17 protein-coding genes, 1 tRNA gene and 1 pseudogene are annotated in these 12,551 nt (G+C 40.3%); 6 read left to right on the forward strand and 13 right to left on the reverse strand.

Annotated elements, in window-relative coordinates:
• The first annotated feature begins 4 nt into the window (after positions 1-4).
• The 3 genes from AC0OMU_RS09320 to sinR all read left to right on the forward strand — a co-directional run bounded on the left by AC0OMU_RS09320 (position 5) and on the right by sinR (position 1,524).
• Complete coding sequence (locus AC0OMU_RS09320; protein WP_003230200.1) at positions 5-799, forward strand: YqhG family protein; 795 nt, start codon at positions 5-7, stop codon at positions 797-799.
• 182 nt (positions 800-981) lie between these two features.
• Entirely contained in the window at positions 982-1,155 is a 174-nt protein-coding gene (gene sinI / locus AC0OMU_RS09325) for an anti-repressor SinI (protein WP_003230187.1), read from the forward strand.
• Positions 1,156-1,188: 33 nt separating this feature from the next.
• Entirely contained in the window at positions 1,189-1,524 is a 336-nt protein-coding gene (gene sinR / locus AC0OMU_RS09330; RefSeq protein WP_003226345.1) for a transcriptional regulator SinR, read from the forward strand.
• A gap of 92 nt (positions 1,525-1,616) precedes the next feature.
• Here sinR and tasA read toward each other — a convergent pair whose 3' ends face one another.
• The 3 genes and pseudogenes from tasA to tapA form a co-directional block, all read right to left on the reverse strand.
• Complete coding sequence (gene tasA / locus AC0OMU_RS09335) at positions 1,617-2,402, reverse strand: biofilm matrix protein TasA (RefSeq protein ID WP_003230183.1); 786 nt, start codon at positions 2,400-2,402, stop codon at positions 1,617-1,619.
• Between the two features lie 63 nt (positions 2,403-2,465).
• Positions 2,466-3,038: a signal peptidase I SipW gene (gene sipW, locus AC0OMU_RS09340; RefSeq protein WP_080030740.1), complete on the reverse strand. Its 573-nt coding sequence runs from the start codon at positions 3,036-3,038 to the stop codon at positions 2,466-2,468.
• Positions 3,022-3,784, reverse strand: a pseudogene (tapA, locus tag AC0OMU_RS09345) (amyloid fiber anchoring/assembly protein TapA). Before tapA ends, sipW begins: the two are co-directional and overlap by 17 nt.
• Before the next feature lie 269 nt (positions 3,785-4,053).
• On the opposite strand from tapA, the gene AC0OMU_RS09350 reads away from it, so the two are divergent.
• Positions 4,054-4,380, forward strand: a complete 327-nt coding sequence (locus tag AC0OMU_RS09350) for a YqzG/YhdC family protein (protein WP_015384086.1) — start codon at positions 4,054-4,056, stop codon at positions 4,378-4,380.
• Between the two features lie 41 nt (positions 4,381-4,421).
• Here AC0OMU_RS09350 and AC0OMU_RS09355 read toward each other — a convergent pair whose 3' ends face one another.
• From AC0OMU_RS09355 to corA, 9 genes are all read right to left on the reverse strand, one after another.
• Positions 4,422-4,601, reverse strand: a complete 180-nt coding sequence (locus tag AC0OMU_RS09355; RefSeq protein WP_003230176.1) for a YqzE family protein — start codon at positions 4,599-4,601, stop codon at positions 4,422-4,424.
• A 71-nt stretch (positions 4,602-4,672) separates the two neighbouring features.
• On the reverse strand, positions 4,673-5,047 hold the full coding sequence (gene comGG, locus AC0OMU_RS09360; RefSeq protein WP_014480253.1) for a competence type IV pilus minor pilin ComGG: 375 nt from the start codon (positions 5,045-5,047) through the stop codon (positions 4,673-4,675).
• A complete protein-coding gene (gene comGF / locus AC0OMU_RS09365; RefSeq protein WP_464097236.1) occupies positions 5,048-5,551 on the reverse strand; it encodes a competence type IV pilus minor pilin ComGF in 504 nt (167 codons plus the stop codon). It lies immediately after the preceding gene.
• On the reverse strand, positions 5,457-5,804 hold the full coding sequence (gene comGE / locus AC0OMU_RS09370; protein WP_015384088.1) for a ComG operon protein 5: 348 nt from the start codon (positions 5,802-5,804) through the stop codon (positions 5,457-5,459). Before comGE ends, comGF begins: the two co-directional genes overlap by 95 nt.
• Positions 5,788-6,219: a comG operon protein ComGD gene (gene comGD, locus AC0OMU_RS09375; RefSeq protein WP_015384089.1), complete on the reverse strand. Its 432-nt coding sequence runs from the start codon at positions 6,217-6,219 to the stop codon at positions 5,788-5,790. Before comGD ends, comGE begins: the two co-directional genes overlap by 17 nt.
• Positions 6,209-6,505: a comG operon protein ComGC gene (gene comGC, locus AC0OMU_RS09380; RefSeq protein ID WP_014477332.1), complete on the reverse strand. Its 297-nt coding sequence runs from the start codon at positions 6,503-6,505 to the stop codon at positions 6,209-6,211. Before comGC ends, comGD begins: the two co-directional genes overlap by 11 nt.
• 13 nt (positions 6,506-6,518) lie before the next feature.
• A complete protein-coding gene (gene comGB / locus AC0OMU_RS09385) occupies positions 6,519-7,556 on the reverse strand; it encodes a comG operon protein ComGB (protein WP_047182873.1) in 1,038 nt (345 codons plus the stop codon).
• Positions 7,543-8,613, reverse strand: a complete 1,071-nt coding sequence (comGA, locus tag AC0OMU_RS09390; RefSeq protein WP_015483431.1) for a competence protein ComGA — start codon at positions 8,611-8,613, stop codon at positions 7,543-7,545. Before comGA ends, comGB begins: the two co-directional genes overlap by 14 nt.
• 409 nt (positions 8,614-9,022) lie before the next feature.
• Positions 9,023-9,976, reverse strand: a complete 954-nt coding sequence (gene corA, locus AC0OMU_RS09395; RefSeq protein ID WP_474241111.1) for a magnesium transporter CorA — start codon at positions 9,974-9,976, stop codon at positions 9,023-9,025.
• A 142-nt stretch (positions 9,977-10,118) separates the two neighbouring features.
• Between corA and AC0OMU_RS09400 the strand changes: the two genes are divergently transcribed.
• Complete coding sequence (locus AC0OMU_RS09400; protein WP_003230150.1) at positions 10,119-11,447, forward strand: hemolysin family protein; 1,329 nt, start codon at positions 10,119-10,121, stop codon at positions 11,445-11,447.
• Positions 11,448-11,499: 52 nt separating this feature from the next.
• Here the strand turns inward: AC0OMU_RS09400 and rsbRD are convergent, their stop codons facing one another.
• Positions 11,500-12,336 carry an RsbT co-antagonist protein RsbRD gene (gene rsbRD, locus AC0OMU_RS09405; protein WP_474241112.1) on the reverse strand — a complete coding sequence of 279 codons (837 nt, stop codon included), beginning with the start codon at positions 12,334-12,336 and terminating at the stop codon, positions 11,500-11,502.
• An 86-nt stretch (positions 12,337-12,422) separates the two neighbouring features.
• Here rsbRD and AC0OMU_RS09410 point away from each other — a divergent pair.
• Positions 12,423-12,493 (forward strand) — tRNA-Gln (locus tag AC0OMU_RS09410).
• Positions 12,494-12,551: the final 58 nt, after the last annotated feature.

The raw sequence follows: 12,551 nt of genomic DNA on the forward strand, positions 1-12,551 counted from the left end.
ATTAGTGAGACAGCAAGAGGTTCACGATTTTCTGCTGCGTTTTTTTCAAGCAAACAGCTGCCAAATCGTCGATCAAGGCTTAGGCTATATGACAGTGCAGCTTACAGTTGAAATGGACAAACAAATCATGAACCGCCCTTTCTACTGGCATTGGCGCGAGAAGACAGGCGGTGATCCGAATCCAATGAAAATCACTTTTATTACAGATAAAGAAAATGCACCAAAAGACCTAGATGGTGAATTTATATATTTTGGGGCCCCGCGTCTTTTTCAAATATTTAAAGCTGTTAAACAAAATGGGAGATTTACCAGAATGTATGAGAAAATTGAATCAGCCGGAGCTAAAGTCCCACTTCAGCCTTGGCTTGGTATAAATGTCACGATTTCATACCAGTCCGACATGAAAAAGGATAAGTTATTGTCACTAGGTCTTCACCTAGTCTCTGGAACGATAATTGAAGATTTTCAAAGCAAGCTGACCCAGTTTTCACTGACGTCTCAAATATGTGACTATTGCTTCACCATTTCACCTATGATCAAACCAGAAAGCGGACTTAAGCGTATGGAAAACTATATTTCCAAATCCGCTATGCAGGAGCCGTCCGACTGGGCGGAACAGGCGGTTAACAGGTGGAAGAATGATATGACATTGCTTGATAAGTTTTACGAGCATATAGAAGAAAAACCAGAAGAATACCATCTAGAAAAACAGGCGCTGAAAACCTTGTATCAACCAAAGATATCAGTTGAAATTGAAAATGGCGGATTGTTTTATCTGCAAAATAATATTTCAAGCTAACTTTTTTACCATTCGACATCATTCTCGTTTTTTTTGAGAAAATACGATTATAATAAAGGTATACTGGAAAAAAATTCTGGCGATTTAATGGCAAATGACTTCCAGAGACTAATGAAGCATACAATAAGTCATGGCCGGACTGGCTGAAATACATAAACAAGTATTTTAGGAGGAGAAACTGCATGAAGAATGCAAAACAAGAGCACTTTGAATTGGATCAAGAATGGGTTGAATTAATGGTGGAAGCCAAAGAGGCAAATATCAGCCCGGAAGAAATACGAAAATATTTACTTTTAAACAAAAAGTCTGCTCATCCTGGTCCGGCAGCCAGAAGTCATACCGTAAATCCTTTCTGAATGTGCTATAATATCACAAGGAAGGTGATGACATTGATTGGCCAGCGTATTAAACAATACCGTAAAGAAAAAGGCTACTCACTATCAGAACTAGCTGAAAAAGCTGGGGTAGCGAAGTCTTATTTAAGCTCAATAGAACGAAATCTACAAACGAACCCCTCCATTCAATTTCTCGAAAAAGTCTCCGCTGTTCTGGACGTCTCGGTTCATACTTTGCTCGATGAGAAACATGAAACCGAATACGATGGTCAATTAGATAGTGAATGGGAGAAATTGGTTCGCGATGCGATGACATCCGGGGTATCGAAAAAACAATTTCGTGAATTTTTAGATTATCAAAAATGGAGAAAATCTCAAAAAGAGGAGTAGTGCCTGAGCAGAGGCACTAACTCCTCTTTTGTCAATAAACATCGAGACGGCCCAGTATATGAATACTGGGCCGTCTCTTTTTATGGCTGTTATTAATTTTTATCCTCGCTGTGCGCTTTTTCATTTTCTTTCACATAGCCGTCTTTATCAGTATGGTCCTTTTTGATTGTCAAGCCGTTCCACTGTGTAGCTTCGAACGAGAATTGAAGCTTAATGGAGTTGCCTTGATATTTATTTTGAACCATAAGCCCATTTTCATCTTTTGTTTTATCATCTTTGAATTGGATTTCCATTTGAACCTGATCGAAGTCAGTTGGTGTTTTTGGAACACCATCATATTCAGGAGCGGTTTTACCGTCAATTGTTGCTACATTGACTTTACCGCTTGCATTTAAGAATTTAGGGTCAATTTGTTTTTTGATTTTTTCAGTAGCCGCTGCATCATTTTTAGCAGACATCAAATACAAGTCTTTAAGGTTGGCATCATCTAAAATAATGTTTTTCGGGTAACCATTGCCGCCCTCTTTTCCAACTGTCAACAATGTCACTTCAAACTGGCTGAGGAAATCTTCTGGAGATGTATTGCTGCCGCCGTTTGCTTTAAAATCTCCATAATTAAGCGCCATTAAAACTTCTTTGATCGCAAGTGATCCGTTATTTTCAAATTGGAAATCCTTTGTCAACTTATCTCCCGGCTTTAGATTTGATAGGTTCACACTCGCTGAATTCTCTTTAGCAGATAAATCAAGCGTACCTGATGCAAAAGTAGCATCCTTTGATTTAATGTCGTTAAATGCTGCCCATGTTCCTCCTCCAACTAAAGCTAATCCTAGTGCTGCAGAAGCAACTCCTAAACTCAATTTCTTTTTCATACCCATGGTAAACTCCCCTTTTATTGAATGATTTTATATCGAAACCTGTTGCCAGGTTTACAACTGAAGTTAAGTAGACATGGTGCTGTCCTTTGTATCTGTTTCCAAGGCTTTTGTCTTTCTTTCAATTTCTCTAATGGCGCTGCTGATCGTCACAAAAGCGTACACTAACAGCATCACGCCGGGAACAATCAATAATACAGCCGTTCCAATCGGCTGGCTGGCAAAATGAAGCATATAGCCTGCATATGGAAGCTGAAAACCTGTGTATTGCGCGCGAACATTTTCGTCCGATACAGGGGCTGAATCAGCTGCTGCATTATTATCACCTTTTGTTTTAAATAACAAATGGTCTTCTTGCTTTGTTATGTCAACTATTCTGTGGGTGACTGCCGTATTTGCATCCTGCATAAATGTAATAACGTCTCCTTTTTGGAGCTCTTTCACATCAGCGATTTCTTTTACCAATATTAAGGAACCTGTATTGAACTCCGGCTCCATCGAACCTGACAGAACTGATTTCAGCGTATACCCAAACACCGCCGGCTCTCCCCCGGATGAACGTGTTGAAATCACGACAAGTGTCAGCACAATAATAAGAGTAAAGATGATCACGTATAAAATATTACTGATCAGCTTCATTGCTTTTTTCATCCTCTTCCCCGCTTTCCTTCTGGTCTGATTGAGTTTCATTTTCTTTGGTTACAGCTTCTTGAGATGTTTCTTCTTTCATTGTTTTTTCCTGTATATCCTTTTGTGTTGTTTCATTCTCCTTTTTGACGTCCGACTTTGTTTCTTTTTTAGGGACTGTCGGTTTTTCATCGCATTTTGCAAGCGTCATAGGCTCCGACCACTCAAATGTACTGCCGTTTGCCGGGTAGCCTGCCGGTTTATATACTTTAAATGCATAAATGCCGGGTTTCTTTTTTTTTCTTCGTCTCAATTTTATAAAGTGAATCGCCAATTTGATTGGAGACAAATCCTTTTTCGATCACGTTCCCATCCTCTAACGGTTTGCGGGCATTTTTAAGCTTATGAAGCTCCCACTTCCACTTTGATTTCTTAAGTTTCTCACCTGTATTTTCGAGCACAGCAAATAAGGCGAAAGGTGAGCATACAGTGCCTTTCGTATCTGTTTGATCTGATATGTGCAAATCACTTTGATCCCAGCGTTTATCATAATGGCAGTTTTTATCTGTATGCTGAAAGTCTTTACACGTTTGAAGTGAGAAATCAAATGTTTCAATATCATGAAAAGCAGCGCTTGTATCATCGGAAAATTGTAAGCATATTGCGGCAGTCAGACTGAAAATGACTGAAAGCTGAAAGATAAGCAGAACTTTCAGTTTCGTCTTCGTCTTTTGCTGATTGTGAAACAATCGAAACATATCTTACCTCCTGTAAAACACTGTAACTTGATATGACAGTCGTTCTCTTTAAAGAACCGCACAAGTAGAGTATAATCAACGATTTATAGATTTTAAAACACCGAAATCGCTCATTTTGTTCGTTTAAAAGAATGTTTTCGTCATATTACAAAGTCTTGCTCAGTATTGCTCATCTTTTCATTTTTTGAAATTTTTGGGATTGTTATGTGAGAATTTAAATGCATATCCAATTATTATTTGGTAATAATAAATAAAGAAAGGGTGACAGCATGATGATCAAACAATGTGTGATTTGTCTACCTCTTCTCGTCTTTGGCACCACAGCCGCTCACGCAGAAGAAATACCGCTTGTAACCGCCCGCCACATGTCCAAATGGGAAGAGATTGCTGTAAAAGAAGCAAAAAAAAGGTACCCGCTCGCACAGGTACTGTTCAAACAAAAAGTATGGGACCGTAAAAGAAAAGATGAAGCAGTGAAGCAATACCATTTAACTCTGAGGGAAGGGTCAAAAGAATTCGGCGTTTTTGTGACGATTTCATTTGATCCTTATAGCCAAAAGGTCAATAAAATTGCCATATTAGAAGAATATCAATAAGGTCCTCCATTTTTTGAAGGACCTTATTCGTTTATTTGCGGTTATTTTTTCCGTTTCAGCCAAAGTCGGAAGCCATAGGGTAAAATACCGAACCACTGCTGGGAAACAGGCGTTTTTGTTTCTTTCCGCACCTCTTTTCGTTCTTTTCGCTCATCTCTCGGAGTATCTATATATTTGACAAATTGCTGCGTCATATATTTAACATAATCATTCGTTTTCACGTGATCACCTCATCATTCAATTATTATGAAGTGTTGTCTCACATGACTTTTTTTATACCCTTTACACTGTTTTATTCTGTCCATCTCAGCAGTTTTTTCTGTTTTTGATCAAACACGATCTGTGCAGTTCTTTCTGTTCCCGACTCCGTTGACACTCTTAAGTTGATTTCTTTTTGTTCTTTTATCGATGTATCATGAATGTAATAAGAAACCCGTCCATATGGAAATTGCTGCGTACCCTCCTGGCCTTTCCGTTCCTCTAGAACATGCCGAATCGAAAGAAGCACCCCATTTTGAAGCAAGTTCTCTCCTATGTATAACTCTTTTGTTTCCTTCTCAAACATGCAGCGTGAAATATATTGAGCAGCAGCAAAGTTCACGATTAACAGCACAAGCGCTGACACAAAAAGAACAGCTGGATAAATAAACCCTCTTGTACGGTACATTCACCCCCCTCCTAAATACGAATAGACTGGAAAAGCAGTTTGATACACTTTTTGGTCCTCACTCTCAATTTTCAGCAAAACAACACCATTTTCAATATCAGCTTTCATGGCAGTAATATGATCTAAAATCGGAACATGCCCTTTGCCATCCACTCTTTTTCTTATCATTGAGTGATAAATGTCAAAACGGATGTCTTGTCCGGAAAGATTGGTGCAGATTAACACGCTCCCATCCTCGGCTGTCTTAACTGCCTGTGACTCCTTGCATTCATTCATCATCTGTTCTATCGAAATCATCCATTCTTGCTGTGTGAAACCGTCATGTTCCTGCTGTCGAGACAAAAACAGATGGAAAATCGCAGCTAACGATCCTGATATGAGCAAAAAGACTGAGAGCGAAAATAATACGTTAAGAAGCGTGTAGCCATTCTGTCTGCAGGATGCTGAGGCAATATGATTTTTCTTTATAAGCTGTGGCTTTGATACATACGTTTTGATATTCACCCTCCTCCTTCCACTTCATTGCATAGATATGATTGTTCTTTGTAATCGTTTTTGACGCGGCTCCTTCACCACTCATGACATATTTGCTAATGCTCTCATTCATCATCTGATAGCCAATTTCTCGTGATTCCGCCATTTTTTCATCAGACATCAGCTTGTCCCACAAGGGGACGACTGTCAGCAGCACAAACAGCCACAGGCTTAGCGCTGACATTGTTTCTATTGTAGAAAAACCTTTATTTTCTCTCCACATTGACTCTCCCGCTCCCTAGATAAACTGTTATGTCATAAACGGCATGGCCATTTACTCGTATTTTTCCGCCTGCATTCGGGTGCCCTTTCTCATTAAATTCCAAACGGTCTTTTAATGTCAGCAGTTCTATAGATAGTCCCGTTGCATACGGACGTTCAATGACCGTATCACCAATGACTAATTGATATTCTTTTTTATGAAAGAGAATTTTTGTTCTTTGTTGACGGGAAATAGCAGTCTGCTGTGTGAGCATAATATCATTTTTCAGCTGCCTTGCTGCCTGTCGGACAGCTGTATTGTCATAAGCAGGAGGAAGTGTAGTGAAGACGGCCACCAGGAGGATAGAGGCAAGGCTTAACACAAGCAAACTTTCTAAAAGGGTAAACCCCTCCTCCTCGTTTAATTTAATGTTCAACCTTAACTTCTCCGCCGGTGATGATAATGTGCTTCCCATTTGGACAGACAGCATCCTTTTTCACATAGCCCTCTGACTGTAAATCGGCAAGGCTCGGAGTTTGTCCTTCATGATCAAGCTCAAATGCGGTCATTTGTGCCTTAACCATGTTTTGTAGGCCTTCACAGCCCTTTTTTTGAATGGTTTGATTATGTTTCGTGACGTTCGGTATCGTAATTAAAAGCAAGATCGAAATAATAAAGAGCACAATTAACATTTCAACAAGTGTAAATCCTTTCTCATTCATCAGCCTCTTCCTTTCACATTTGATTCATCATCTGATACATAGGCACAAGCATAGATAAATACACAAGTAAGATCATCGCTGCAACAAATCCATAAATCATCGGCTGAAGGATGCCTGTCCATTTTTGCGCTTTGTGTTCCAGCCGCTGCAATATGAACTGACTGTATGTGAAAAGCTCTCGATCCAATCGGCCGCTCAGCTGGCCGTGAGATATGACTTTTGAAAAATCAACTTCATAAAAAGGGCTTCCACAAATAGCGGCTTCAATTGACTCACCGGCTTTTAGCCGTTCAATCAATTGTTCAGCCTCGCAGCGGTAGAAAGGGAGAAACGTTTGATGTTTAAATGCATTAAGGCTGTCATAAATTGAGAGGCCCGATTTTAAAAGGCTGCTTAGCTGCAAAGAAAAAAAGTAGCTGTTAAACAGCTTGACAAGCTTTCCAATCAAAGGAATCCTGACACAAATCAGCATTTGCCGGGCAGGTGATTTTTTCTTAAACACAAGCCAATAATAAATCCCGATACCTGCTGTAAAAAGAGCCAACAAAATGATCACAAGATCAATATGCTGAAAAAAAGCAAAAAGCATATCGGTTGAACGTGAGGTTTCCATATTCATCGATTGATAGATACCGGAAAACTGAGGAATGATGATGGACTGTAACATATAAAACATGACAGCGACCGTAAAAATGAGGAAAAGCGGATAGCGCAGCACTCTTTTCAGCTGGTCTGACTGTGCAATTTTTCGTTCCAGCAGCTCTCCGCTCTGGATCATGGAAGCGGGCAGTTCACCATGTGTTTCAGCAAAATAACAAATACCTACGGCTTCCTTATGAAATGACAAACTCTTTAGTACTTGATAAAACGGAGCCCCTTCCCTCAAACAAGTGACCGTATCAGTCAAGTCAGCAGCCTGCCTCTTATTCATCTGAAGTTCCATCAGGCGTAATCCATCCAGAAGCGTATATCCGCCCGCAGTCATTTCACCAAGCCGCTTTAATAACCTGGCTTGATCCTTTAACGACCAGACTTTTCTAATCTTTTTCATGATAAACCCACCGGTCATAGTTGTTTGTCGTTATATAGCCGAGCGCAATTCCTTTTCTGATAATTTGACGAAGCGTTTGATATTGGTAATTTGCATGATTTCCTTTTGCCTCCTGGATACATTGCTGAAGATTTTTCCCGTAAAGAAGCTCATAAACGCTAGCTCTCCTGGTATTTCGTGACTGGCGGCAATACACTGATGAACATCCGTTTTCACAAAACGGGCAAGCCAAATCAACTAAGCGCTGAGCCGCTATTGCAATGACAGTCTGTTCGATTTCATTCATATTGATACCGAATTCAAGCAGTCTGTAAATTGCGCCCTTTGCGTCTCTCGTATGAAGGCTCGTCAGTACCAGATGTCCCGTCATCGCTGCCCGCACCGCAATTTCAGCTGTTTCCGCGTCTCTGATCTCACCTAAAATAATCATATCGGGATCATGGCGCAAAATTGCTTTCAGACCTGCGGAATAAGTTACACCGGCTTTTTCATTCACCTGAACCTGAAGAACATCTTCGTCCCTTGTTTCAACAGGGTCCTCTAATGTGACAATATTTCGATTAAAGTGTTTTTTTGCATATTGAACGAGAGAGTATAATGTGGTAGTCTTCCCTGAACCAGTCGGCCCGGTAAAAATGAGCATGCCATGGGAATGTTTTAAAAATGAGAGTAATGTGGCTCCTGTCTTCGGAAATAGCGACAATTTATCAATCGAAGGGATATTGTATTGGGGCATCACTCTGATCACGAGGCTTTCTTCATTAATTGTGGGCAGCGTTGACATTCTTAAATGAACATTTCCCTCTTTCAGCTTTAACGTAAGCGAACCGTTTTGCGGCTTTCGCCTTTCACCTATATCCATTGCTGAAAGAAATTTAAAATGTGAAATCAGCCTTACGCACTCTTCTTTTTTCATGTCCCTTTTTTTCAGCAAGGCATGATCGACACGAAAATGAATGATAGCGTCCCGCTCCCTCGGCACGATGTGAATATCAGAAGCCTTTGTTAGATATGCCTCTTCAATCAAGTTTTTGCTTACCTTTTCTATTGAATCCAATTTGATTCCCTCTCCTTTCAACGCATATTGTAGAAAAAGAAGAAACGGTAATCAAACAGGGAAAACGTGATTTTGTGAGATGTTATATGCTGAAAAACCAATTCTTTCTGGCAAGAAAAAAACTTTCAACTGAATGTGCCCCTTTCATTACAATTTTCCCAATAATAAAAAAGCAGACATGGTCACCATGCCTGCTTGATTCCATTTTCATTATGCTGTTTTCGCTTTTTGACCAGTATCTTTTTCAACGGAAAGGTCGCCTAATGCAACAATACCGGTCATTTGGTCATTTTCAAGAATCGATAAACTGTGGATTTAATGCTCTGCCATAAGCGCCTTGACATCGTATCCGGTCACCCTGATATGTCTGGTGAAAAAGCGGGGCACACTGCACAAAATATGAAACATCCTATAGAGTCCGCCTTTTCCGAGGTTTCTTTTTCTTCTTCCGTTCCTGCAGCATATCTCCCGTCCAGCCTTTTTTCCTCAAATAGAGGTAGATCAGAACTGTAGATGTGACAATCAATAAGAGAGAAAAGAGATATCCGTATTTCCAATTCAGTTCCGGCATCACTGAAAAGTTCATCCCCCATAAGGCACCCAGAGCTGTAATCGGCGTAAAAAGCGTCGTGAAAATGGTCAGTGCTTTTACAATTTCATTCCCCCTATGTGAGGTAATGACTTCCTCTGAATGCAGCAGATTGTTAAGCTCTCCTTCAAATTCGCTGATGTATGTAAATCCCCTGTCAATTTTCAGTTGTGTCCGCTGATAATCCTTTTTCTCTTCATTTTGAGGTAAAAAGGTTTCTTTCAACGCCATTTCAATTTTTTTAGCGCTTAATATCAAGTTTTTCCAAATCATCAGTTCATGGCGCAGGAGATGGACGCGGTTTAAAATGCTTTTGCTATTGTCGTCTTTAATCTGCCATCTAAGCTTTCTCAGCTTTACTTCAAATTCATCAACACCGATTAAATACGCATTCATTAGCTCGCCGAGAAGAATTAAAAACCCCTCTATCGCATTGTCCGCTCTTTCCATTTGCCGGACAGCTTCTTTTCCTTTAATCTCTCTCAAAATCGAAAAGTCAAAGTTGATTGTAAAAAAATATTGTCTGGTGATATAAAAGTGAAAAACAGTATGGTCTTTTTCTTCACCAAGCCCCTGATCATAAACAATCGACCCAAATACCGCTTCATTTTCCGTCTCAGTTGTATCTACTCGCAAAAAATTAACGTGATGGTTATTTTCAAACCACTTTTCACACTGAGGCCAGTGAGAAAAATGGATTAGATCCCTTGCCTTACTTCTTTCTTGAGGCCCCATTTGGTACCAAAACCAATCCTTTCCTGTATGTGCCTTCATGTCAAGATCCTCCAAACTTTTGTTCTTTATTCTTTAATTGCCCAATAACCGCGTCACTAAACCAGTCTGCCGCTTCAACACATGTTTTATGAGCATTTTCAGGTGGTATGGAATGTAGAAGGACATCGGAAAAGGGAGGTGCATGCCTTCCTTGGAGAAGGCAGTTGTTTTGGAATTTGTCAATTTACTAGCAGTCGCTATTCTCATTTTGTTAACAGGATTTTTTGTTGCCGTAGAATTTTCAATCGTAAAAGTGCGGCGGTCCAAAATTGATCAGCTTGTCGCAAAAGGAAAGAAAGGTGCTAAAGCGGCAAAGCATGTCATCACTCACCTTGATGAATATTTATCAGCCTGTCAGTTAGGCATCACAGTCGCAGCTTTAGGACTGGGATGGCTTGGGGAACCGACTGTGCAAACTCTGCTTCGACCGCTTTTTCATAAAGCAGGCTTAAATGAATCGCTTACCCACCTGCTTTCACTCGTCATCGCATTTTTAGCGGTTACGTATTTAAATGTCGTTATTGGGGAACTGGCGCCAAAGAGTTTCGCCATTCAAAAAGCAGAAAGCATTACCTTGTTGTTCGCTAAACCGCTTATTTGGTTTTATAAGATCATGTTTCCATTCATTTGGCTGTTGAACCACTCTGCCCGATTGATTACAGGAGTGTTTGGGCTGAAGCCGGCATCAGAGCATGAGCTGGCTTATACAGAGGAAGAACTTCGGGTCCTATTGGCTGAAAGCTATAAAAGCGGCGAGATCAGAAAAAGTGAATTAAAGTACATGAATAATATCTTCACCTTTGATAAACGAATGGCAAAGGAAATTATGGTGCCGCGAAATGAAATGGTTAGTTTGTCACTAGATGAAGACTCCATTTCAAATCTTCAGGAAACAGTCAAGCAAACAAAATATACCCGGTACCCGGTTGTAAGAGAGGATAAAGATAACGTCATTGGCGTGATTAATATGAAAGAAGTGCTGTTTTCCATGCTGACGAAAGATTTTTCAATCAAGAAGCATCAAATTGAACCTTTCGTACAGCCCGTTATCCATGTCATTGAGACGATTCCTATTTATAAACTATTGCTGAAAATGCAAAAGGAACGCACTCATATGGCGATCCTCATAGATGAATATGGCGGGACGTCCGGTTTGGTCACTGTCGAAGATATTATCGAGGAAATTGTAGGAGAAATCCGTGATGAATTTGATGCGGATGAAGTGCCTCATATCCGCGAACTTGGAAAGGATCACTACTTGTTAAATGCAAAATTATTAATCAGCGATGTTAACAGCCTGCTTGGAACCGATTTATCAGACGCAGAAGTAGACACCTTGGGCGGCTGGTTTTTGACACAAAACATAGACGCTGAGCCTGAAAGTACCATAGAATATGATGGCTACTCTTTTAAGGTAAAAGACATCAACAGCCATCACATTTTATTTATAGAAGTTAAAAAAGCTGAATAGCCCGTGAAAGGCTGTTCAGCTGCTATCTTTCAAGATAAACATGGCAAAGGCATCAACACTCTTTTATTTTAAACCCTTTATTGGCCAGGGCTTTAGCAAGACTTTGCTCGGTTTTCACATTCGAAAAATCCAGACCCAGCTTCACGACAGTTTGGGCAATTTCCGGCCTGATTCCTGAAATAATCGTCTCAATGCCGAGCAATTTGGTGCTGTCAATCACTTTAAAAATTTGATAGGCTACCATGGTATCAACGATAGGAACGCCCGAAATATCTAAAAATAAATACGAGAGCTTTAACGCTGAGCACTGCTCCAGCACAGACTCCAAAATCGTCCTCGCTCTGTACGTATCAATTTCACCGACAAGCGGAAGAATCCCAATTCCATCAGTAATCGGCATAATCGGCGCACTCAATTCATTAATCATTTCTTTTTGCGCGTTTAATTGTATCATGGTCACCTGGTGATATTCTTCCGTAAACACTTCGATGATCTCATCAATGTTTTGATTCAAGATCCGGCTCCACTCATAAAAATCCTGAATGCTGATGTCTTGAGAAGAAGCTTCGCTGAATTTCTGAATCCGTTCAAACATGATGTGCCTGAAGGTGTTAAACTGGCCGACACTTTCTGTTACCGTCACTTCATGAACGGCACGGTCTCTGGCGCATTGAAGAGACCACCGGTTGAGCTCATCCTCTACGTCTTCTTTTCTAAGGGATTTTGCTACGATGGTCACCAATAATTCATGCTGGTCTTTTAACTTTTGTTCTAGTTTTTGCTGATCTTTCGCTGAATACAGCCAGCTGCCTTTTGACGTACAAACTTCCAGCCATTGTTGCGTGATATCTTCTTTGTGCTCTGTTAAGTGCTGATCAAGAGCTATCATCTTAATGAGTTACCTCCTGTTTTTGAAAAATGTACGCTATATATGTATAACGCGTCTGCCTTTACACATACTATGTTTACATTCAATGGGCTATAGCCAAGCGGTAAGGCAATGGACTTTGACTCCGTGATCGTTGGTTCGAATCCAGCTAGCCCAGTTTCTGAACAGGTGAAAAACCGAAGATAAGCTGATTCGTATAAATCAGCGGATCTTCG

The organism is Bacillus sp. FAU18, assembly GCF_056033885.1.

Excerpts from the sequence above, each read along its gene's own strand:
- sinI (WP_003230187.1), top strand. The coding sequence starts at position 982 with ATGAAGAATGCAAAACAAGAGCACTTTGAATTGGATCAAGAATGGGTT.
- sipW (WP_080030740.1), bottom strand. The coding sequence starts at position 3,038 with ATGAAGCTGATCAGTAATATTTTATACGTGATCATCTTTACTCTTATT.
- corA (WP_474241111.1), bottom strand. The coding sequence starts at position 9,976 with ATGAAGGCACATACAGGAAAGGATTGGTTTTGGTACCAAATGGGGCCT.
- comGB (WP_047182873.1), bottom strand. The coding sequence starts at position 7,556 with ATGAAAAAGATTAGAAAAGTCTGGTCGTTAAAGGATCAAGCCAGGTTA.
- rsbRD (WP_474241112.1), bottom strand. The coding sequence starts at position 12,336 with ATGATAGCTCTTGATCAGCACTTAACAGAGCACAAAGAAGATATCACG.
- tasA (WP_003230183.1), bottom strand. The coding sequence starts at position 2,402 with ATGGGTATGAAAAAGAAATTGAGTTTAGGAGTTGCTTCTGCAGCACTA.
- AC0OMU_RS09400 (WP_003230150.1), top strand. The coding sequence starts at position 10,119 with ATGCCTTCCTTGGAGAAGGCAGTTGTTTTGGAATTTGTCAATTTACTA.
- comGE (WP_015384088.1), bottom strand. The coding sequence starts at position 5,804 with ATGTGGAGAGAAAATAAAGGTTTTTCTACAATAGAAACAATGTCAGCG.
- AC0OMU_RS09350 (WP_015384086.1), top strand. The coding sequence starts at position 4,054 with ATGATGATCAAACAATGTGTGATTTGTCTACCTCTTCTCGTCTTTGGC.
- comGG (WP_014480253.1), bottom strand. The coding sequence starts at position 5,047 with ATGTACCGTACAAGAGGGTTTATTTATCCAGCTGTTCTTTTTGTGTCA.
- comGC (WP_014477332.1), bottom strand. The coding sequence starts at position 6,505 with ATGAATGAGAAAGGATTTACACTTGTTGAAATGTTAATTGTGCTCTTT.